Raw genomic sequence first — 20,111 nt, 5'->3', positions numbered from 1 at the left:
CCACGACCCTTTTGGAAAAGACACCCCGCCCACGATGTCCCCAATTGTAGGGACCCGAGCGAGATGTCGCTGTAATCTATGTCGCTTTTAGGCAGATTTCTTGAGTCCTTTAGACTCAATCAGCTCCAGGGGCCGATCGATGTTTGCGGCGTCAAAGCGCAGCTCCCTGAGGCCTTCGATGGGGAGCTCAAACAGCAGGTCCGTCATGGCCTTTTCCAGCACGGCCCGCAGGCCCCGGGCCCCCGTCTTGCGGGCCTTGGCCCGGTGGGCCACCTCGCGCAGGGCCGCCTCGGTGAAGGTGAGGTCCACCCCCTGAAAGCCGAAGAGCGCCTGGTACTGCTTGACGATCGCGCCCTGGGGCTCGGTTAGAATTCGCACCAGCGCGTCCTCGTCGAGGTCCTGAAGCTGGACGACGAGCGGGAGGCGGCCCACAAATTCCGGGATCAGGCCGAATTTCACGAGGTCTTCGGGCAGGAAACGCAGCTCCTCTTTTTCTTCTCCCTTGTGCTCGGCACCGAAGCCCAAGGAACGCACGTTGGTGCGGCTGCGGGCGATGTCGGCCATGTTCTCAAAGGCGCCGCCCACAATAAAGAGGATGTTTTTGGTGTTCACCTGCACGAGTTCCTGCTGTGGATGTTTGCGCCCCCCCTGCGGCGGCACCTGGGCAATGGTGCCCTCGATGATTTTCAGGAGGGCCTGCTGCACGCCCTCGCCCGACACGTCACGGGTGATGGAGGTGCCCTCGGACTTGCGCGCGATCTTGTCGATCTCGTCGATGTAGATGATCCCGCGCTCGGCGGCGGCCACGTCGTATTCGGCGGCCTGCAGCAGGCGCACAATCACGTTTTCCACGTCGTCACCGACGTAGCCCGCCTCGGTCAGCGTGGTGGCGTCAGCAATCGCAAAGGGCACCTCCAGCATCTCCGCGAGGCTCTGCGCAAGCAGCGTCTTGCCGGTGCCGGTTGGCCCGATCAGGAGGATGTTGCTCTTTTGCAGGTTCACGTCGGGGTGGGCAAGGCGCTGATAATGGCTCACCACCGCGACGGCCAGGGCCTTTTTGGCCTCGTCCTGCCCGATCACGAACTCGTCAAGGTACGCCTTGATCTCCTTGGGGCTAGGCAGCTCCTCGAGGCGAAATTCACTGCCTGCCTTTTTGTTCTGACGGACCAGCTCATGCGCCCGCTCGGTGCACTCGTTGCAGATAAAAGCCGCTCGGCCGGGCGCCTCGATCAGCTGCGCGATCTGCGGATGCTGCCGCCCACAAAAGGAGCAGCGATCACTGCCGATGGTACCGCGCCCGGTCACAGCGCCTCCTCGATCTCGCGGGTGTTCTCAATCACCGCGTCGATCAGGCCGTACTCTTTGGCCTCGTAGGGCGACATAAAGTAGTCGCGTTCCATATCGCGCAGCAGCTTGTCGTGCGGCAGGCGGGTGTGCTTGTGGTAGATGTCAATCAGGGTGTCGCGCAGGCGCAGCACCTCCTTGGCCTGCACCTCCAGGTCAGGCGTGTTGCCGCGGAACCCCGCCGACCCCTGGTGGATCATGATGCGGCTGTTGGGCAGGGCCATGCGCTTGCCCTTATCCCCGGCCATCAGCAGCACGCTGCCCATGCTCATGGCGATTCCCACACAGATGGTGCTGACCGGAGCCTTGATGTAACGCATGGTGTCGTAGATCGCCAGGCCCGCGTACACTTCCCCACCAGGGCAGTTGATGTACATCTGAATTTCCTGTTCGGGGTTTTGCGAGTCTAGCAGCAGCAGCTGCGCCACGATCGTGTTCGCCATCTGCGACTCGATGGGCGTGCCCACAAAAATGATCCGGTCCTTGAGGAGGCGCGAGTAGATGTCGTACATCCGCTCGCCCCGACCGGTCTGCTCGATCACGTACGGGATCACGCTCATGCGGCGCATTATCGCACGGGGCGCGGCGGGGAACGTGGGCAAAGCTGCGCTCAGGCAGGGGGCGGCGACTCCCCCTGACCCTCAACAAAAGTTCATCGCCCGCACGCGGCAGTTCGCGTACGCTAGACCCCCAAGGAGGTCCAAGATGACGGGAAGAGACGACCGCAGCCATGACGTGGAGCGCTCTGAAACCACCGAAGTTCACGAGTCCCACTCCGCGGAGGGAGGCACCGAGACGCATACCCGCACTGAGCGGCACGAGGTCAGAGAAGAAAGGCCTGTCCGCGAGCCTGCCACGCAGACCACCACCACCACCACGATCATCGAGGAGTAGACCGGGCAGGGGACTGCCCCCTGCCGCCCTCATTCCACGATCATCGGAATCAGCACGGGATTGCGGCCCGTTACCTTGCGAACAAATCTCCGCACCGAGCCGTACATGTCGTCGCGGACGTCTTCTAGGCGCTTTTTCTCGCGCAGGCCAAGCTCAACAGCCTCGAGGGCCACCCGGCGAATCTGGCCGTCGAGCTCGCGGTTGGGACGCACGAAGCCGCGCGAGACGATCTCGACGTGCGGAGTGGGGTGCAAGACGGCGGTCATGATCAAGATGCCCTCCTGGCTCATGCTGGCGCGGTCAAGCAGCACGTCGTCCCCCACGTCGCCCACACCCAAGCCGTCCACGTAGACGCCGCCCGCGGGTACCGTACCGGTCACCCGGAACTCGTCGGCGCTGACGCGCACCACGTCGCCGTTGCGGGCGATCAGGGTGCGGCGGGGCGGGCGGGGGAGCGTCTGGGCGAGGCGGGCGTGATTGATCTGGTGACGGGGTTCACCGTGCCAGGGCAGGAAGAACTTGGGCCGCGCGAGGTTGAGCACGGTGGCGAGTTCCTCCTGCGAGCCGTGTCCGGAGGCGTGCACTCGGTAGGTCGGCGGGTAGTACACGTCTACGCCGATCTCGTAGAGGCGGTTGATCACAAGGTTCACCGCCTCCTCGTTGCCGGGAATCGGGTTGCTGGAGAGAATCACCGAGTCGCCGCGTTTCAGGGCCAGCTTGGCGTGGCTTCCAAAGGCGAGGCGCGACAGAACGCTCATGGGCTGTCCCTGCGAGCCGGTGCACACGTACAGCACCTGCGAGTCTTGCAGGCTCCCGACCTCCTCGCTGGTCAGCAGGGGTTCAGGAAACTCCATGTAGCCGAGGTTTTGCGCAACCTGCGCGTACTTCAGCATGGAGCGGCCTTCCATCACCACCCGGCGGCCCTGGCGGTGCGCAATCTGAATGACGTTGCCGATGCGGTGCACGTTCGAGGCGAAGGTGGTCAGAAAGACGCGCCCGCGGCACCCCGCAATCACGTCCTCCAGGTTGCGCGTCACCTCCGCCTCGCTGAGGGTGCGCCCGGGCCGCTCGGCGTTGGTGGAGTCGCTGATCAGGAGGAGCACGCCGTCCTTGCCGGCCTGCTCGATGCGGGCGAGGTCCGAGAGCTGCCCGTCACTGGGATGCTCGTCCAGCTTGAAGTCCCCGGTGTGCAGCACCACGCCGGCGGGGGTGGTGAGGATGTACCCGGCGTTGTCGGGAATGGAGTGGGTCATGCGGAAAAACTCCACGTGGAAGTTCTTGCCGATCCGCACCTTGGCGTTCAGGTCCGCCTCGCGCAGGTCCACGTCGCCGGGTCTGATCCCGAACTCCGCCAGCTTCTCGCGCACCAGGCCCAGGGTGAGGGGCGCGCCGTACACCGGCACACGCGGCAGCCGCGGCAGAATGTAGGGAAGCCCACCGATATGGTCCTCGTGGCCGTGGGTCAGAATCCAACCCCTAATCAGCCCGGCATTCTGCTGAAGGTAGTCGATGCGCGGGATAATCAGGTCCACGCCCATCTGGTGGGCGTCGGGAAAGGCGAGCCCGCCATCGACGACCAGAATCTCGTCTTGAAAGCGGTAGGCGGTGATGTTCTTGCCGATCTCGCCCATGCCGCCGAGCGGAATCACGTCGAGGTACGGCGTAGGGCGCGCGTCCGGGGCGCTGTCTTGCCGATGGGGCGCGTTCTTGCCTGCTTGGGTCATCTTCTGTCTCCGGTCGCACAGCGCTTTTCCTGGCCGGAAGGGCATGGGGAGGTCATGGCGGTGCGGTTTGAATGGTGCAGCCACGCCGGGAAGCGCGGCCCGGGAAAAACGGTTTGTGTCACCCGCAGCCGGTTGCGGCGCAGGGCGTAGTCCCCTCAAGGTAGCACAGAGCCTCCGGCGTTCAACGTCACGGGCGCGCAGCTCACCCTGTTGTCCGCGTGATACGCCGGAAAAGCGGGGGCAGGGCCGCTGTGGCGTGAAGTGCATGTGAAGCCCGCTATCATGAAGGTGTGAGTGCGCAACGGATTCTCGTGATCGAGGATGACCTCGACATTGCCAACGTGCTGAGACTGGACCTGACGGATGCTGGGTACGCGGTCGAGCATGCCGACTCCGCCATGAACGGTCTGATCCGGGCGCGTGAAGACCACCCCGACCTCATCCTGCTCGACCTGGGCCTGCCTGACTTTGACGGCGGTGACGTGGTGCAGCGGCTGCGCAAAAACAGCGCCGTGCCCATCATCGTGCTGACCGCGCGCGACACGGTGGACGAGAAGGTGCGGCTCCTTGGTCTGGGCGCCGACGACTACGTCATCAAGCCCTTTCACCCCGACGAGCTGCTGGCCCGCATCAAGGTGCAGCTTCGGCAGCGCGTCAGCGAAAGCCTCAGCATGGGTGACCTGACGCTTGATCCCCAAAAGCGCCTGGCCACCTACAAGGGCGAGGAACTGCGGCTTTCGCCCAAGGAATTTGACATTCTGGCCCTCCTTATTCGTCAGCCGGGCCGGGTGTACTCTCGCCAGGAGATCGGGCAGGAAATTTGGCAGGGCCGCCTCCCGGAGGGCAGCAATGTGGTGGACGTGCACATGGCGAACCTGCGTGCCAAGCTGCGTGACCTCGACGGCTACGGCCTGCTGCGGACCGTGCGGGGCGTCGGGTATGCCCTCCGCGGCTGAGGGTGGATGAAGCCTGTGGCCTCTTCCCCACCGCCCGCAGGCTTCACGGATGTGGATGCCGCGCCGCTGCTGGCGGCCCTGCCCGACCCCGTGCTGCTGCTGAGCGGCGAGGCTGCCCTGCTGAATGCCGCTGCCCGGGAGCGGCTGGGTGACCTGCCCGCCTCCGGGGACTGGCGGGAACTCTTCTCGGCCGAGACGGCCCGCCTGCTGACCGGCGCCGCCGCTCGAGCAGCCGCAGGAGAGACGGTGCGCGAAAGCGTGCTGCTGCTCGGCAACGAGGCGCCCGTCCTGGCCACCCTCACGCCTGCTGGGCCAGGCCAGGTGCTGGTGCACCTGCGTGACTCGCGCCATCCCCTCGATGTGGCGCTGGAACTGATGGAAGCCCTGGGCCTGGGCATGCTGGTGCAAGCCGCAGATGGCCGCGTGCTCTCGGCCAACCCGGCCGCACAGGGGCTCGTGGGGCTCAACCTGGCGCAGATGACCGGTCAGGTTCCCACGGACACACGCTGGCGCACCATTCAGCCCGATGGGCAACCCTTCGCTGCAGAAACGCTCCCTATGTTCCGCGCCCTCCAGACCGGGGAGGTGCAGCGAGACGTGCTGGTGGGTGTGGTGATCCCGAGGGCGGACGGTGCGGAGGAGACGCGCTGGATGAACGTCACGGCTCTACCCCGCCACGCGCCCGGAACCCGGCAGCCCAAGCAGGTCACAACGGTGTTTGCCGACGTGACCGAGGAGCGCCGCCTCCGTCAGCAGATCGTGCACAGTGAGGAACGCTACCGCTCGCTGGTGGAGGCCACGTCCCAGATCGTGTGGGTGACCCGGCCCGACGGGGCGCTGCTGGGGCCACAGCCCACCTGGTCCGCCTTTACCGGGCAGACAGAAGACGAGTACGGGGGAACTGGCTGGCTGAGCGCCGTGCACCCCGACGACCGCGCCGCCACACTCTCGGCCTGGCAGCGGGCCGTCGAGACGCGCACGCCCTACCAGACCGAGTATCGGCTGCGCCGAGCCGACGGCTGCTACGTCCCCATGCAGGCCCGCGGAGTCGCGGTCACCAACCCGGACGGCAGCGTCCGCGAGTGGGTGGGCGTCAATCAGGATCTCAGCGCCCTCAAGGCCGCCGAAGACCATCTGCGTGCGCTGAATGCCAGCCTGGAAGAACGCGTCGCGGAGCGCACCCGCGAGCTCTCTGACCTCACCCGCTTCTCCACGCTGCTCCTCACCGCCGCTGGAGAGGGCATCTTCGGACTGGACACCGCGGGCCGCACCACCTTTGCCAACCCCGCTGCCGCACGCATCCTGGGCTACAGCATCGAACGGATGATTGGTACCCAGCAGCACGCCCTGATTCATCACCACCACGCCGATGGCCGGGTGTATCCCGTGGAGGCGTGCCCGATTCACCAGACCCTGCGGGATGGTCAGCCGCGCCGCCGGGAGGGCGAGGTGTTCTGGCACGCGCAGGGGCACCCCATTCCCGTCGCCTACGTCGTCTCCCCCACCCACGATCCTGCCGGGCAGGTCACCGGGGCCGTGGTGATGTTTCAGGACGTGACCGAACGGCTGCGCGCCCAGGCAGCCCTAGAAGACGCCATCGCCAACCTGGAACGCAGCAACCAGGAACTCGAGCAGTTCGCCTACGTCGCCAGTCACGACCTGCAAGAGCCGCTGCGAACGGTGGGCAGCTACGCCGACCTGCTGGCCAGGCGCTACCGCGGCCGGCTCGACCCACGGGCCGACCAGTACCTCGACTTTATGCAGGACGCGGTCGGGCGCATGCGCAGCCTGATTCAGGATCTGCTGGGCTTTGCACGAGTGGGCCGCGCCGGCACCGAGCCGCAACCCGTCGCGCTTGAGGAGGTGCTGGCCCAGGCCGCGCAGAACGTACAGGGGACGCTCGAGGAGACGGGAGGAAGGCTGACTTGGAACGTGCCCTACACGGTCTGGGGTCATGCGGGGCTGCTGGTGCAGCTCTTTACCAACCTGATCGGCAACGGCTTGAAATTCCACCGCGAGGCTGTTCCCCCAGAGGTCTCCGTGACCGCCGAGCTCGAGGGGACGCGGGTCAAGATCGAGGTGCGGGACAATGGCATCGGCATCGCGCCCGAGTACCATGAACGGGTGTTTGCGATCTTCCAGCGCCTCAACCGCCGTGAGGCTTATCCCGGGAACGGCATCGGGCTGGCGATTTGCCGCAAGATCGTCGAGGGGCACGGCGGCTCCCTCTCCCTGACCTCCACGCCGGGTCAGGGCACCACCTTTCACCTCACTCTTCCCCTTCCGCCCGCGCCAGCTGCCGGGCAGCCTCACCCCTGAGACCCATGCACGCATCCGACCCCTCCCTGACCGCCCGGCCCCCGATCGAGATCCTGCTCGTCGAGGACAGCGAACCCGACGTGCTGCTGACCCAAGAAGCGTTCGCCGATGCCCGCGTTCCCAACCGGCTGCACGTGGTTCGTGACGGCGTCGAGGCGCTGCGCTTCCTGCACCGCGAGGGCGAGTACGCCCAGGCCCCGCGGCCAGACGTTATCCTCCTCGACATCAACATGCCCCGCAAAAACGGTCTGGAGGTGTTGGCTGAGATCAAGGGCAACCCCGCCCTCGCCACCATTCCCGTCGTGATGCTCACCACCAGCCAATCAGAAGACGACGTACGGGGCTCCTACACCCGCCACGCCAATGGGTACGTGGTTAAGCCTGTTGGTTTCGAGAACTTCCTCTCGGCCATCCGCGCCTTTGAGGACTTCTGGATGACTTTTGTGCGCTTTCCTCCCCGCGCCTAGCCCACCAGAGCACAAGAGTACACACAGCCAGTGTCCCCGGTCTGAGGTTCCGGGGACACTGTAGGTGAGGCTGGTCAAGCGGCTTTAGCGGCGGTCGTTGGGATTGGTGTACGTCGTGCCGGGCGTGGTGGTCGTCTGTACGACGGTGGCCGAGCGGTTCCGGCCCATTAGGCCCGCCAGACCCAGCAGCCCGAGGAGCCCCCACGGGAAACCATCGTTGCGGTTGGGCTCGTTGCCGGGAATTCCGTCGTTCTCCGTGGGCGTCGTCACCGCGTCATTCTCGACATCCGTGGTGGTTGTATCGGTTGCCGTGTCGGTGGTATCCGTCGTCGTGGTATCGGTCGTGGTGTCCGTACCGGTCGTGTCCGTCGTGGTGGTGTCGGTGGTTTCAGCGGGGGTGGTCACCGCGTCGTCCACGGCCTCACCCGCGGTATCTACGGCATTGTCGATCGCCTCACCGGTCTCCTGGGCCGCCTGATCGACATTCTCACCGACCTCCTCGGCCACCCCCTCGGTGCCTTCACCAGGCGTACCACCAAAATCATCCTGTTGCCCGTTGTTGTTGGTGTCCTGCACCTGGAGGTAGCCGGCGCTCGGCGCAGTCGCAAGGGCAGCGGGAGCAGCGAAGATCAGGGCAAGTGTCAGCAGCGTCTTGTTCATAGGAACTCCTTGAGATCGCCCGAGAGTGGCGGATGAAGTGCCTTCAGTGTGAGCGGCGCACATGGCACCACGCTGAGCGTCATCCCCATGAGTCCTTCATGTGCCGCAGCCGAGCTTCCCTCACCGTTGCAGCGTGGAAGCCTGCTGCAGGGCAGCCAGCACATTGCTCAGGTGGGTCTCGAAGTCTACCCCCAGCTCCTGCGCGCCCCGCATGACCTCTTCACGGTTCACGCCCGCAGCGAAAGCGCGATTCTTGAAACGTTTTTTCAGGCTGCTCAGCTCCAGCTGCCGCACGTCCCGATCAGGCCGAATCAGTGCAGCCGCCTGCACCAGCCCGGTGAGCTCATCCACGGCAAACAGTGTCTTGGCCAGGCGTGTGACGCGCGGGACGCCGGTGGACGGAGCGTGTCCCAAGATCGCGTCCAGGACCTCTGGCGGCGTATCGGTGTGCTCACGCAGGTAGGCCACGCCCCAGGTGGGATGCTCCTGCGGATGCCCCTCGTAGTCAAAGTCATGCAGCAGGCCGGTCACCGCGTACAGCTCCTCGTCCTCGCCAAACCGGCGGGCGTACCAGCGCATGGCGGCCTCCACATTCAGCATATGCCGCCGCAGCGACTCCGAGCGCGTATGTTCGGTCATCAAAGCATAGGCCTGAGCGCGGTCCATACCGTAGTTTGGCAGGGGGAGGCACTGGTCCTCTGGGCGTCAACCCCCGATGTACCTGGCCCACTCCGGCTGCCAGTGGGCGAACTGGCCGTGCGCGTACACACCGAACGTAGGGGCGCGAGGCCGGGAGCGCAGCGGCATCCCGGCCTCGTCGGGGGTACGGTTCCCCTTGCGCTGGTTGCACGCCCGGCAGGCGGTCACCACGTTTTCCCAGGTATGGCGTCCTCCCCGCGACCGCGGCACCACGTGATCGAGCGTCAGATCAGCTTCCGCACCGCAGTACTGGCAGGCGAAAGTGTCGCGCCTCAAGACGTTGCGGCGGTTAAAGGGCACCGGGTGAACGCGTGGGCGGCGCACGTACCGCTTCAGGCGGATCACGCTGGGTACCCTCAGGATGGTGCTGGGCGACCGAATCACGTCGCCACTGACCTCCAGCACCTCGGCCACACCGTACTGGAGGAGCGTGATCGCGCGCTTGGCACTGGTCACCTGCAACGGTTCATACGACGCGTTCAGGACCAGGACGCGCGGCGCGTTCAGATCCGGCACCACGCGTAGGCTGCGCGCTTCCTCTCTCGTCACGCTCGCTAAGGGGTTCACAAGGGGAAGTCTAAAGCCTGACTGTATGGACAATGTTGCGCCAAATCGCTGAGTGACACCTTCCGGCTTCGGCCGTCAGGTGGGCACCGTCCATCCGAGGGACTGCCAGGCCCCAGCGTCACCCCGCAGGAACTCCAGGACGCCATCGGCCACGTACTGCACCGCCAGCGCACCCAACAGCACCCCCAGGACGCGGGTGACCACATGTACGCCGGTTACGCCGATCACGCGGGCAATCTGACCGCTAAGGCGCAGGGCGAGGTAACACAGCAGCAGCACGCCAAAGGTCACCAGGAAAACCACGGCCAGCAAAGACGGACGGCCATGCGCGTCGCCCGCCAGGATCATGATGCTCGCCAGGGTGCCGGGGCCGGCGATCAGCGGAATCGCCAGCGGAAAGACGCTGATGTCCTGCCGCTCGTGCGCCTCCTGTTCCTCCTCAGGGGTTTCCTTGCTGCCGCTTGGACGCGCAAAGACCATATCCAGGGCGATCAGGAACAGCAGGACGCCGCCAGCCACCCGAAAGGCGCTCAGGCTAATCCCCAGGTGCTCCAGCAGCGACCGTCCAAAAAGACCAAACAGCAGGATGATGACGCCCGCGACCAGGGTCGCCCGAACCGCTACCCGCCGCCGCTCGAAACTGGGCCGGTTCCCGGCCAGACCAATAAAAATGGGCGCAAGGCCAATCGGATCCATCACCACCAGCATGGTCAAAAAGGTCTGCAACGCGAGGCTCGTCAGCTCTTCCACTGTTGGGAGTGTACCTGAGGGGGGGGAAAGCCGCCTCACCGCTCAGAAGAGCGTTGTCGTGACGCCTGCTCGGTGAGGGCAGCCAGATCTGCCGGTGTGTTGACGTTCTGGAGGGCCTTGGGGCTGACTTCCTCCAGGAGGTGGGCGGGAACGGTCACCGTCCGGCCCAGCGGGGCAGCGGCCCGCAACCGGCGTTCCCCAGCGTCCAGCAGGGCCGTCACCTCCTTCAGGAGCGCGGTGTGATACAGCGCGGCGAGGGGGTGCGGACGGCCTGCGGCGTCCAGGGCCAGCACCGCCTGCGCGTCGGGTGTGCGCGCTCTTGCCAGGGTGACCCAGTAGGCGGGGCTCAGGCGGGGCATATCGACCCCGGCAAAAGCCACCCAGCACGCGCCCCGCCTCCACTGGGCCGCCGCGAGTGCGGCTTCCAGCGCTCCCAGCGGTCCCTCCCCCGGGCGGGTATCGGGGACGTTCACCCAGCCGGACAACACGTATCGTCCGGGGGGAGCGATGAGGAGGCGCAGGGAACAGGGCTTCAGGCTGGCCGCAACATGCTCTAGCAGCGTCCGCCCCTCCAGCCGGGCGGCAGCCTTATCGCTTCCAAAGCGGCGGGAGTGCCCACCCGCCGTAATGGCCGCCACCACCTCCTGCATGTCCTTGAGCGCTCCAGAGGTCGCGAGCCTGGCCTTCACCGTTCCTCCATATTGCACCCTTTCCGACACTCCGCCTACCCCGGCTGCGCTCACACTGCGAGCAACTCAAGCTCAGCCCTGGAGGTTCCCATGAAGAAGGTCATCACGCTGGTTTTACCCCTTGCTCTGGCCTCCTGCACCATGACGCTGCCCGGCAGCCCCTACACCCTGGGCAAGCAACCCGCGGCCGGCGACCTCAATCCTGCCGGCACGGTCACCGGGCGAGTCTCCGGCAACACCGTGATGACCGAGGCGCGGGTGATGGGGCTTAAACCCAATCAGTACTACGTCGCGCACTATCACCTCCAGGGCTCGGCCAGCTCTGACCCCTGCCAAAGCGGCGGGCCGCCGATCATGAGCAGCAAGATCGTGGGCCAGACCGACGCCAGCGGCATGCTGGTGCTCAGCGGCATGGCCCCCCACGCCGACGTGATGAACGCCACCTACTTCAATATCCACACGGCCAGCGACGCCCAGGGTACGCCCGCCGACGCCGGGGTCGCCTGTACGCCGGTCAGGGTGATGTAGCGCCTCTGCGGTGACGGTCGGGGTACGTTACGCTGCCCCCCGTGAGTGTGCGAATCCTGGGCGGCAGCGCAAAAGGCCGCGTCCTTAAAGTTCCTGGCAGCGCTCGGCCCAGCGGCGCGCGCGTGCGCAAAAGCCTCTTTGACCTGCTGGCTACCCGCGCGCCTTCGGGCACCTTCCTCGACCTGCACGGGGGCAGCGGTGCGGTGGGTCTAGAGGCTGCCAGCCGCGGCTATGACGTGACCCTGGTGGAAAAAGATCCTCAGGCCGTGCGGGCGCTGGAGGAAAATGCCCGTACGCTGGGGCTCTCCGTGCGCATCGTGCGCGGGGATGCCCTGACCCTGCTCCCCCGCTTGGGCGCCTTCGATGTGGTCTTTAGCGATCCACCCTACGCCCAGGATATCCCCAGCCTGACGGAAAAGCTTCTGTTCGCGGGCGTGGTGGTTCCTGGGGGCGTGCTTGTCTGCCAACATCCCGGCCGTACGCTCCTTCACGACGCGCCCGGCTGGACCCGTGAGACGCGGGCGTACGGGAGTAATGCCCTCACGCTGTACGCAAGGGATAAGATCGGGGACGCATGAACGCCGTCTTTCCCGGCTCCTTCGACCCTGTGACCAGCGGGCATATGGACGTTTTGACGCGCGCCGCGCGCATCTTCGACCACGTCACCGTGACCGTGATGCACAACGCCCGCAAGCAGGGCCGTCACCTCTTTACCCTAGAAGAACGCCTCGCCATTCTGCATGAGGCGACGGCCCACCTGCCCAATGTCAGCGTCGACAGTTTCAGCGGCCTGCTGGTGGACTACATGCGGCAACAGGGAAAGGGAATCATCGTGCGGGGACTGCGGGCCGTCTCCGACTACGAGTACGAACTGCAGATCGCGCACCTCAACCGGCAGATCGGTGAGGTGGAGACCGTCTTTATCATGGCTGCGACGCGCTGGAGCTTCGTCAGCTCCACCATGGTCAAGGAGATCGCGAGCTATGGGGGCAACATCTCGGAGATGGTCCCCCGAGCCAGCGCCGCGGCCCTGCGGCGCAAATTCGCAGAGATGTACGCGCAGAGAGGCGCGCCGGAGAGCCAAGAAACAGGGCCGTCAGAACAGCGCTGACGGCCCCAACGGCGAACGTCCCTTCAGCGCCGGGCCGCGGTGTTCGTGGTGGTGTGCACCACGGTGCTGCGGCGGTTGCGCCCGGCCAGCCCGAAGAGCCCCAGCAGGCCCAGCAGGCCCCAGGGGAACTGCCGGGTATCGGCGGTGCCGTCGTTGTTGGTATCCACCGCCGCATTGGGGTCCACGGCGTCGCTCACAGCCTCGCTGGCCGTGTCGGTGGCGTTGTCTACCGCGTTGCCTGCCGCGTCCACTGCGTCTTGGGTAGCGTCGCCCACAGTCTCTGCCGTGTTCTCGACGGCGTTGCCGACGTCCTGCGCGGCTTGGTCGACATTCTCACCGACCTCCTCGGCCACGCCCTCCTGTCCCTCACCGGGGGTACCGCCGTAGTCGTCCTGCTGGCCGTTGTTGTTGCTGTCCTGTACCTGAACGTAACCGGCGACTGGAGCCGTAGCCAAGGCAGCGGGGGCAGCCAACACCAGCGCAAGCGTAAGCAGTGTCTTGTTCATAAGGTCTCCTGGTGCCGCCCCAGAGGCGGCAAGCCGGGCTTCATTGTGAAGAGAAGCGCCGCGCGCTCGCTGAGCGTTTTCCGCACAACTCTTCATGTCCGGCAAGGGACCCACAACGGTCCCAACTCAGGCTTCTTGATTCACGCCCAGGGCGGCCAGGCGCAGCGCCCCTGCTCGGTCCGTCTGTTCCCACGGAAACTCGGGGCGGCCAAAGTGCCCGTACGCGGCGGTCTGGGCGTAGATGGGCCGCAGGAGGTCGAGTTGCGCGATGATCGCCTGGGGCCGGGCGTCGAAGTGCTCGCGCACCAGCGCGGCAAGGCGCTCGTCACTCAAGGTGCCCGTCCCGTAGGTATCCACCCGCAGGCTCACGGGGTGGGCCCGCCCGATGGCATAGGCAACCTCCACAAGGGCCCGCCGTGCCAGACCCGCCGCCACGATGTTTTTGGCGATGTAGCGGGCGTAGTAGGCTGCCGAGCGGTCCACCTTGGTGGGGTCCTTGCCCGAAAAGGCTCCGCCCCCGTGCGGAACCGCGCCGCCATAGGTATCCACGATGATCTTGCGCCCGGTGAGGCCAGTATCGCCGTGCGGACCGCCGATCACAAAGCGGCCGCTGGGGTTGATGAAGTACTTCGTGTCGGGAGTCAGCAGCTCCGCCGGGATCACCGCCCGGACCACATGCTCGATCATGTCCGTCCGAATCCGCTCCTGGCTCACGTCATCACTGTGCTGGGTGCTGATCACCACCGTATCCACAAAGGTCTCGCGGGCCTCGTGCGGCTCACCGTCGCGCACCACCGTCACCTGGGCCTTGGCGTCGGGACGCAGGTAGGCAAAGGCGAGGGCCTGCTCCTGCTCGGGCGTCAGCGTTTCACCGCGCGCGCGGGCCTCTTTGGCCTCGCTGCCGGCCTTGCGCAGTTCGGCCAGCCGCCGCGTCAGCCTGTGCGCGAGGCTGATGGGAAGCGGCATCAGCTCAGGCGTCTCGTCGGTGGCATAGCCGAACATCAGGCCCTGGTCACCCGCGCCGACCCGGCTGTAGGCGTTTTCCGGGCGAGCACGTTCCTCTGCGGTCATCGCCCGCCACTCCTCGGAGAAGTTCACGCCCCCGGCGATCTCGGGGGACTGCTCGTGAATGGACACGAGCACCGCGCTGTACTCGGCGTCAAAGCCGTAGTTGGCACGGGTGTAGCCCACCTTCATCACGGCGTCGCGCACCGTCTTCTGTACGTCCACCCGCGCGTTGTGAGCCGTCACCTCGCCCGCGACGACCGCCATACCGGTGGTCAGCAGCGTTTCGATCGCCACCCGCGCCGTCGGTTCCTGCCGCAGGAACTCGTCGAGCAGGGAATCCGAGATGAAATCCGCCAGCTTGTCCGGGTGGCCTTCCGATACCGACTCCGACGTGTAAAACTTCCGCATGTTCGCTCCTTCGCGCGCGGGGGGGCGTCTCACAGAACCACCTGGAGAGGGATGTCGCTCTGGGCCCCGCACGGTCCGCCTCTCGCGTCGAGGGCGGTACCCGGGCAGCGTAACGCACCGGGATGACCAGGCGAAAGGACGAACGGCAGGAACGCGGCCCCGGCGACCTTTGGCCGGAGCGAACACGCCGTCACGCTGCCCGACCTCACGGCCCTGCGGCGCCCATGGCCGCCCCGATGCCCGCCGGCAACTCTGCCGCTAGGCGCGCCAGGGTCCGTTCGGCAGCGGCACGCACCATCTTCTCAAAGGCCGCCCCGCCCCAGCCCTCGGCCTGCGGCAGGGTCAGGTGAGCGCGAAAGTGGAAGGCAAAGGTCACCTCTCCCGCCTCGTCCACCTTGGCCTGTCCGGCGACCTCGACCCAGGCGCGTTCCTCCTCGATGGGCTGCGGCGTGAGGGCCGCCCCGTTGGGCGTGACGCTGAGGCGGCTCCGAAAGGGCAGGTCCACCTCCCCCAGCAGCGGGACGGAGACGACCAGCTCGCCGGACACGCCCCGGGTATTCCCCCGGAGACGGCGCAAGAAACGCACCTGGGAAAGCGCCCGGCCCGCATCCCGAACAAAGGCCAGCGCCGCGTCCTGTCCGCCGGGATGCGGCAGGACAAAAGACTGCTGCGCCTCGATCAGCACGGGCCCATCAGTCCACCCACTCGATCACCAAACGGTGTTCGGCCAGGGCCGCCTGCAACTCGGCGTCGGCCACGCTGCGCAGCCGGGGGAGGTGCGCGAAACGGGGCGTCGCGGAGGCGTACCCCAGCCGCACCACCACGTCATCATTCAGTTCATCCTTGCCCACACGCCACACCAGTTGTCCACCCAACGCCTCCAGTTGCCGGGCGAGTTCCGGGGGCAGGTCCGGGGCAGCGCCATTGGAGAAGGGGGCGTCCGTCATGGGGGCCATTGTACGTGGGCCTGCGGGGAGGATAGAACGGGGGACAAATGACCACTCCTCCCGTGTCCTGGCGTGCCCTAGAAACCCGTGTGGGTCTGGACGCTCTTCCTGGCTTTCACCGCGCCTTTCTCGCCTGGCGGGGCGTGGAGGGGGCGGCCGAGATGCCCCTGCGCCGTGTGGGCCAGCGGGTGGAGGCCGAACTGAACCGCCTGGTGCAGGCTGGGCAGGCCCAGAAGCGTGCCGATGACTGGTGGCTTGCCCCCGGAGCACTGCACGGCTTCGCGGCAGCGGAACCGTTTCTCGAGCGCTGAGGGCCAAGGAGTCCCGGAATTGCTCCGGCTGCGCCCAGCGGCGCCTTAGCCCGCCGCGTGCGTGACCACGTTGCAGGTGCAGCGTGCCAGCGTCGTCGTGCGGCCCCGCTCGTCACGCACCTCCACCGTCCAGACGAGCACCGTGCGGCCCCGGTAGACCAGCTGCGCCTCGGCCGTGACAAAGCCGTCGGTCACGCCACGAACATGGGTGCCGTTCACGTCCACCCCAACCGCCACCTGCTGCCGCACGTCCAGATTCAGCCAACTGCCGATGCTGGCGAGCTCCTCCGCCAGGGCCAGGCTCGCGCCGCCGTGCAGGCGTCCGGCGGGCTGGCGGTTGCCCGCTACCGGCATGCGGGCGGTCACGCGCTCCCGCGAGGCGCTCAGAAGCTCGATCCCCAGCCGCTCACCGAGCGTTCCCGAAAGCCCGTTGAGGCGCCCGGCCAGCTCCTCGGGGGTCAGGGCTTCTCGTTCGTCCGGCGTGGGCAGCTGCAGGTCAGGGTGCAGGGTCATAGCGGGAGGATACCTGCGTCTCCTTCTCCTCGAGGCCAGTTGGACCCGCCGCCACGCACTCCGCCCACGCCGCCTCATACTCGGCCCGCTCCAGCCCCCGCCCGATGAAAACGAGTTCGGTTCGGCCATCTGCCTCGTCCCAGGCGTCGGCGGTCAAGAGGTCGCGCACGGCCTGAAACAGCACTCGGTGGGGGTAGCCCGCGAGCGAGAGCGTCCCCTTGACCCGCAGCACCTCGGCGGGGCGCGAGAGGATGAAGTCGGTCAGAAAGCGTCCCCAGCGGAAGGGGTCGAGCGGCGTCTCCGCGCGCAGGGTGAAGGAGGCCAGGCCCGGCGTGTGCGAGACGGGCGCGGCTCCCTCCAGGGCGCGGGGATCAAAGTCGTCGCGGGCCAGCAGGGCCTGGGCGTCTACCTGAGCGCGCTCCACCCGGACGATGCGCGCGAGGGGGTTGACCCCGCGCAGCACATCTGCGGCGTGGTCGAGGCGCTCGGGGTCGGCGAGGTCGGTCTTGTTCAGTACGATGACGTTGGCGTAGGCGAGTTGCCGGGCGGCCTCCGGGTGGTCGCGCAGGGTCTGGAGGACATGCCGGGCGTCGGCCACGGCCACCAGGGTGGTGACCCGGAACGCCGCCCGCACCGAGCGTTCCAGCAGGGTGCTCAGGACCGGGGTGGGGTCCGCCACGCCGCTGAGCTCGACAAGCACGGCGTCGGGCTTCTGTTCGCGCAGCGAGATGGTCACGAGCGCCCGCAGCAGGTCGTCTCTGCCCGTGCAACACAGGCAACCCGCCGTGAGCTCGGTCACGTCGTCCTGAAGCCGCTCCACCAGGCTGCCATCCACCCCCGTTTGCCCGAACTCGTTGACGATGACACCGAGGCGCAGCGAGCGAATGGGGGCAGGCGGCTGCGATTCCAAAACAGGCGGACACGACACGGCCTGTTCTTCCATCTTCGCCGCCCGCTCCTCGTTGCTGCTCGCTCCGCTCGGGTTTGGCTTCGCCTCACCGCACGTTCTGATCAGGTGGTTGACCAGGGTGGTTTTGCCCGCGCCCAAAAAGCCGCCGATCACGAGGACGGGAATGCGGTCGTCGGAACGGGACACGGGGAGGGTCATGGAAACAGCATAGGACAGCCCCGCCGTGCGCTTGCCGCGCTACGCTGCCTTCCGTGACCCCCGACCCCACCGCAGGCCCCGGCGTCACTCGCCGCCTCTACGGGCTGCTCACGCCCTACCGCCGCACCGTGGCGCTGGGCCTCGCGCTCCTGTTGGGCAGCGTGGCCGCCGAACTCTACCCGCCGCTCGTGTGGATTCGGGTGGTGGACCAGGGGATTGTGGCGCGGGACTGGGCCTTGATCGGTGGGCAGCTCGCCCTGCTCGTCGGCGTGTTCGGGCTGCAACAGCTTCTCTCGGCGTGGCGCGGGCTGCTGCTGGAGCGGGCCGGGCAGCAGCTCACGCTGGACCTGCGCCTGAGGCTGTACCGCAAGCTCCAGGGCCAGTCCGCGAGCTACTTCGAGGCCCAGCGCACCGGCGACCTCCTCGCCCGCGTGACCGGGGACGTGGACGCCCTTCAGGACGTGCTCGTGCGCGGGACGGACGCGGTGCTGGCGAACGCCCTGCGGCTCGTGGGCGTGGTCGCCATCTTCATCGCGCTGCAACCCCTCCTCGGGGTGCTCGTCACGCTGCCCATGCTCGCCGTCGCGCTGATGCTGCGGCGCTACGCCCGCACGGTGCGGCCCGCCTACCGCGCGGCGCGGACCCGGCTGGGCGACCTCACGGCGCTCATCACCGACCGATTGGCGGGGGTGCGGGTCGTGCAGGGCTTCGCGCGGGAGCGGGCCGAGGAGGAGCGGGTCGCCGCGCTCGCGGGCGAGCTGTACGCGGAGCAGGTGAGGGCGGTCGCCCTGCGCAACCGCGCCTTTCCGCTGGCCCGCTTCGTGGCGAACTTCGGCAATGTCCTGATGCTGGGGGGCGGCGCGTGGCTGATTTTGGCGGGGCAGTTCACCCTGGGGGGACTGCTGGCCTACCGGGGCTACGGCCGCTACTTCTACGGCCCGATCGACGACCTCGTGAATATCGGGGACCTGCTGCAACGCGCCGAGGCGAGCGGGCGGCGGGTCTTCGAGGTGCTGGACGCGCCCGTAGCGGTCACCGAGCGTGCCGGAGCGCGGCCCCTCCCCGAACCCGTGCGGGGCGAAGTGCGCTTCGAGGGCGTCACCTTCGGCTATGACCCCGCCCGCCCGGTGCTGCGGGACGTGACCCTCACCGTCCCGGCGGGGCAGCGGGTCGCGGTGCTGGGGGCGTCGGGGGCGGGCAAAAGCACGCTGCTCTCGCTCGTTTGGCGGGGGCATGACCCCCAGGCGGGCCGGGTGCGGCTCGACGGCGTGGACGTGCGTGACCTCACGTTGGCGAGCCTGCGCTCGCACGCCGCCGCCATGCCGCAAGACACCTTTCTCTTTCACGACACGGTGCTGGAGAACGTGCGCTACGCCCGGCCTGACGCGACGGCGGCCGAGGTCGAAGCCGCGCTGGAAGCCGCCTCCGCGCTCGACTTCGTGCGCGCCCTCCCGCAGGGCCTGGAAACGGTGGTGGGCGAGCGGGGGGTGCGTCTCAGCGGCGGCCAGCGCCAGCGCCTCGCCATCGCCCGGACGCTCCTCGCCCGCCCCAGCGTGCTGCTGCTCGACGAACCGACCAGCGCGGTGGATGCCGAGAGCGAGGCGGTCGTGGTGGCCGCCCTGGGGAGACTCATGCGCGGGCGCACCGCCCTGATCGTGACCCACCGCCTGAGTCTGGCGCGGACCTCTGACCGGGTGATCGTGCTGGAGGGGGGGCGCATCGTGGAGGACGGCGCACCCGACGTGCTGCGGGCGCGAAACGGGGCCTACGCCGCGCTGGAACGGGCGGCGCAGGCGCTCGACGGCACGCTGCCGGAGGTCCCCCTCAGCGTGGAGTAAGCGCCCCGATCATCCCCGTGGCGATGAGTGCGGCCGCGCCCAGCCCCAACAGGACGAACCACGCCGGTGCCCGGCCGCCGTTTGCCGCATTCGCCGCCGTCCACGCGAGCCGCAGATTAACCAGCGCGAACACCAGCAAAAAGGCGTCCAGCGCGTCCACATGGCGCCCACCGCCGATGGCCCAGGGGTAGGACACAAGCCAGGTCAGCCCGGCCAGCGCGAGGGCGATGCCGAGTTGCAGGGCATAGGGCGGCACGGTCTTCCCTCCTCAGCCCAGCTCGTGGTACTGGCCCCGGAAGTACAGCAGGGGGTCGTCATCGGTGTAGCGGGCATACTCGACCAGGCCGAGGTAGAGGGTGTGGTCCCCGGCGGGAATAGCCTGCTGCTTGCGGCACACGAGCTGCGCCACGCTGCCGCCGATCAGGGGGAGGCCCTCGTGGGTCAACCAGGGCACCTCTTCTTCGGGGCCGAGCCGCCCGGCGAAATGGTCACTGAGATGCCGCTGGCTGCTGCTGAGGATGCTGACACCAAACTGCGTGACCGTCTCTGCGGAGAGCAGCGCATGCATATGGGCACGGTGATCCACGCTCACCAGGATGAGGGGCGGGGTGAGGCTCACAGAGACAAACGCACTCGCCGTCATGCCCCGGCGCTGCTCGCCGTCGGTCGCCGTGATGACCGTGACGCCACTGGCAAAACGTCCCAGCGTCTGCCGGAACTCATGGGGGGGAATGCCTTCACGGGCGGCGGGGGAAGTCATGGGG

25 protein-coding genes are annotated in these 20,111 nt (G+C 67.3%); 9 read left to right on the top strand and 16 right to left on the bottom strand.

Going from position 1 to position 20,111, the window contains the following annotated elements; translation table 11 throughout:
* Window positions 1–87: 87 nt before the first annotated feature.
* Window positions 88–1,305: an ATP-dependent Clp protease ATP-binding subunit ClpX gene (clpX, locus tag EI73_RS10140; protein ID WP_034386427.1), complete on the bottom strand. Its 1,218-nt coding sequence runs from the start codon at window positions 1,303–1,305 to the stop codon at window positions 88–90.
* Complete coding sequence (gene clpP, locus EI73_RS10135) at window positions 1,302–1,913, bottom strand: ATP-dependent Clp protease proteolytic subunit (protein WP_156103583.1); 612 nt, start codon at window positions 1,911–1,913, stop codon at window positions 1,302–1,304. The genes clpX and clpP overlap by 4 nt, the downstream gene beginning before the upstream one ends.
* Window positions 1,914–2,049: 136 nt before the next feature.
* Between clpP and EI73_RS10130 the strand changes: the two genes are divergently transcribed.
* Entirely contained in the window at window positions 2,050–2,238 is a 189-nt protein-coding gene (locus tag EI73_RS10130) for a hypothetical protein (protein ID WP_034386426.1), read from the top strand.
* Between the two features lie 29 nt (window positions 2,239–2,267).
* On the opposite strand, the gene EI73_RS10125 is transcribed toward EI73_RS10130, so the two are convergent.
* Window positions 2,268–3,962: a ribonuclease J gene (locus EI73_RS10125; RefSeq protein ID WP_034386424.1), complete on the bottom strand. Its 1,695-nt coding sequence runs from the start codon at window positions 3,960–3,962 to the stop codon at window positions 2,268–2,270.
* Window positions 3,963–4,252: 290 nt separating this feature from the next.
* Here EI73_RS10125 and EI73_RS10120 point away from each other — a divergent pair, with 290 nt between their 5' ends.
* Genes EI73_RS10120 through EI73_RS10110 form a run of 3 tightly spaced genes read left to right on the top strand, consistent with a single transcriptional unit; the run spans window position 4,253 to window position 7,704 of the window.
* On the top strand, window positions 4,253–4,918 hold the full coding sequence (locus EI73_RS10120) for a response regulator transcription factor (RefSeq protein ID WP_034386421.1): 666 nt from the start codon (window positions 4,253–4,255) through the stop codon (window positions 4,916–4,918).
* 6 nt (window positions 4,919–4,924) lie between these two features.
* Window positions 4,925–7,237, top strand: a complete 2,313-nt coding sequence (locus tag EI73_RS10115) for a PAS domain S-box protein (protein WP_034386419.1) — start codon at window positions 4,925–4,927, stop codon at window positions 7,235–7,237.
* 5 nt (window positions 7,238–7,242) lie between these two features.
* The gene (locus tag EI73_RS10110; protein WP_034386416.1) at window positions 7,243–7,704 is read left to right on the top strand and encodes a response regulator; all 462 of its coding nucleotides are present in this window, start codon (window positions 7,243–7,245) and stop codon (window positions 7,702–7,704) included.
* An 84-nt stretch (window positions 7,705–7,788) separates the two neighbouring features.
* On the opposite strand, the gene EI73_RS10105 is transcribed toward EI73_RS10110, so the two are convergent.
* From EI73_RS10105 to EI73_RS10085, 5 genes are all read right to left on the bottom strand, one after another.
* The gene (locus tag EI73_RS10105) at window positions 7,789–8,364 is read right to left on the bottom strand and encodes a hypothetical protein (RefSeq protein WP_034386414.1); all 576 of its coding nucleotides are present in this window, start codon (window positions 8,362–8,364) and stop codon (window positions 7,789–7,791) included.
* 120 nt (window positions 8,365–8,484) lie between these two features.
* Entirely contained in the window at window positions 8,485–9,030 is a 546-nt protein-coding gene (locus tag EI73_RS10100; protein WP_034386412.1) for an HD domain-containing protein, read from the bottom strand.
* A 39-nt stretch (window positions 9,031–9,069) separates the two neighbouring features.
* Window positions 9,070–9,630 (bottom strand): HNH endonuclease, encoded by a 561-nt coding sequence (locus EI73_RS10095; protein ID WP_051935480.1) that lies wholly within the window; start codon window positions 9,628–9,630, stop codon window positions 9,070–9,072.
* 75 nt (window positions 9,631–9,705) lie between these two features.
* Entirely contained in the window at window positions 9,706–10,380 is a 675-nt protein-coding gene (locus tag EI73_RS10090; RefSeq protein WP_255344505.1) for a MarC family protein, read from the bottom strand.
* Window positions 10,381–10,415: 35 nt separating this feature from the next.
* Window positions 10,416–11,030, bottom strand: a complete 615-nt coding sequence (locus EI73_RS10085) for a molybdenum cofactor guanylyltransferase (RefSeq protein WP_034388065.1) — start codon at window positions 11,028–11,030, stop codon at window positions 10,416–10,418.
* A gap of 129 nt (window positions 11,031–11,159) precedes the next feature.
* On the opposite strand from EI73_RS10085, the gene EI73_RS10080 reads away from it, so the two are divergent.
* Genes EI73_RS10080 through coaD form a run of 3 tightly spaced genes read left to right on the top strand, consistent with a single transcriptional unit; the run spans window position 11,160 to window position 12,708 of the window.
* Window positions 11,160–11,597 carry a hypothetical protein gene (locus tag EI73_RS10080; protein ID WP_034386409.1) on the top strand — a complete coding sequence of 146 codons (438 nt, stop codon included), beginning with the start codon at window positions 11,160–11,162 and terminating at the stop codon, window positions 11,595–11,597.
* A 41-nt stretch (window positions 11,598–11,638) separates the two neighbouring features.
* Window positions 11,639–12,175 (top strand): RsmD family RNA methyltransferase, encoded by a 537-nt coding sequence (locus EI73_RS10075; RefSeq protein ID WP_034386408.1) that lies wholly within the window; start codon window positions 11,639–11,641, stop codon window positions 12,173–12,175.
* Window positions 12,172–12,708 carry a pantetheine-phosphate adenylyltransferase gene (gene coaD / locus EI73_RS10070; protein ID WP_034386407.1) on the top strand — a complete coding sequence of 179 codons (537 nt, stop codon included), beginning with the start codon at window positions 12,172–12,174 and terminating at the stop codon, window positions 12,706–12,708. Before EI73_RS10075 ends, coaD begins: the two co-directional genes overlap by 4 nt.
* Before the next feature lie 23 nt (window positions 12,709–12,731).
* On the opposite strand, the gene EI73_RS10065 is transcribed toward coaD, so the two are convergent.
* From EI73_RS10065 to EI73_RS10050, 4 genes are all read right to left on the bottom strand, one after another.
* Complete coding sequence (locus EI73_RS10065; protein WP_034386405.1) at window positions 12,732–13,214, bottom strand: WGxxGxxG-CTERM domain-containing protein; 483 nt, start codon at window positions 13,212–13,214, stop codon at window positions 12,732–12,734.
* 126 nt (window positions 13,215–13,340) lie between these two features.
* Complete coding sequence (metK, locus tag EI73_RS10060) at window positions 13,341–14,630, bottom strand: methionine adenosyltransferase (RefSeq protein ID WP_034386403.1); 1,290 nt, start codon at window positions 14,628–14,630, stop codon at window positions 13,341–13,343.
* A 205-nt stretch (window positions 14,631–14,835) separates the two neighbouring features.
* Complete coding sequence (locus tag EI73_RS10055) at window positions 14,836–15,315, bottom strand: DUF3809 domain-containing protein (protein ID WP_034386400.1); 480 nt, start codon at window positions 15,313–15,315, stop codon at window positions 14,836–14,838.
* Between the two features lie 7 nt (window positions 15,316–15,322).
* On the bottom strand, window positions 15,323–15,577 hold the full coding sequence (locus tag EI73_RS10050; RefSeq protein WP_034388062.1) for a DUF3248 domain-containing protein: 255 nt from the start codon (window positions 15,575–15,577) through the stop codon (window positions 15,323–15,325).
* Window positions 15,578–15,624: 47 nt separating this feature from the next.
* On the opposite strand from EI73_RS10050, the gene EI73_RS10045 reads away from it, so the two are divergent.
* Complete coding sequence (locus EI73_RS10045) at window positions 15,625–15,888, top strand: hypothetical protein (protein ID WP_034386398.1); 264 nt, start codon at window positions 15,625–15,627, stop codon at window positions 15,886–15,888.
* A gap of 45 nt (window positions 15,889–15,933) precedes the next feature.
* On the opposite strand, the gene EI73_RS10040 is transcribed toward EI73_RS10045, so the two are convergent.
* On the bottom strand, window positions 15,934–16,401 hold the full coding sequence (locus EI73_RS10040; protein ID WP_034386395.1) for a PaaI family thioesterase: 468 nt from the start codon (window positions 16,399–16,401) through the stop codon (window positions 15,934–15,936).
* Window positions 16,385–17,509 (bottom strand): GTP-binding protein, encoded by a 1,125-nt coding sequence (locus tag EI73_RS10035; RefSeq protein ID WP_051935479.1) that lies wholly within the window; start codon window positions 17,507–17,509, stop codon window positions 16,385–16,387. Before EI73_RS10035 ends, EI73_RS10040 begins: the two co-directional genes overlap by 17 nt.
* Window positions 17,510–17,562: 53 nt before the next feature.
* On the opposite strand from EI73_RS10035, the gene EI73_RS10030 reads away from it, so the two are divergent.
* Window positions 17,563–19,347 (top strand): ABC transporter ATP-binding protein, encoded by a 1,785-nt coding sequence (locus EI73_RS10030; RefSeq protein ID WP_034386393.1) that lies wholly within the window; start codon window positions 17,563–17,565, stop codon window positions 19,345–19,347.
* Here the strand turns inward: EI73_RS10030 and EI73_RS10025 are convergent.
* Both EI73_RS10025 and EI73_RS10020 read right to left on the bottom strand, forming a co-directional pair.
* Window positions 19,334–19,603, bottom strand: coding sequence for a hypothetical protein (locus tag EI73_RS10025; RefSeq protein WP_034386390.1), 270 nt, complete (start codon window positions 19,601–19,603; stop codon window positions 19,334–19,336). The two genes, EI73_RS10030 and EI73_RS10025, sit on opposite strands and share 14 nt — an antisense overlap.
* A 12-nt stretch (window positions 19,604–19,615) precedes the next feature.
* The gene (locus EI73_RS10020) at window positions 19,616–20,107 is read right to left on the bottom strand and encodes a flavin reductase family protein (RefSeq protein WP_034386387.1); all 492 of its coding nucleotides are present in this window, start codon (window positions 20,105–20,107) and stop codon (window positions 19,616–19,618) included.
* Between the last annotated feature and the right edge of the window lie 4 nt (window positions 20,108–20,111).

The sequence above is a fragment of the Deinococcus sp. YIM 77859 genome (genome assembly GCF_000745175.1).
In the GTDB taxonomy this organism is placed as follows: Bacteria; Deinococcota; Deinococci; order Deinococcales; family Deinococcaceae; genus Deinococcus.
The sequence above is the reverse complement of the archived record's forward strand: the minus strand, read 5'-3'. Positions and strand labels throughout refer to the sequence as shown.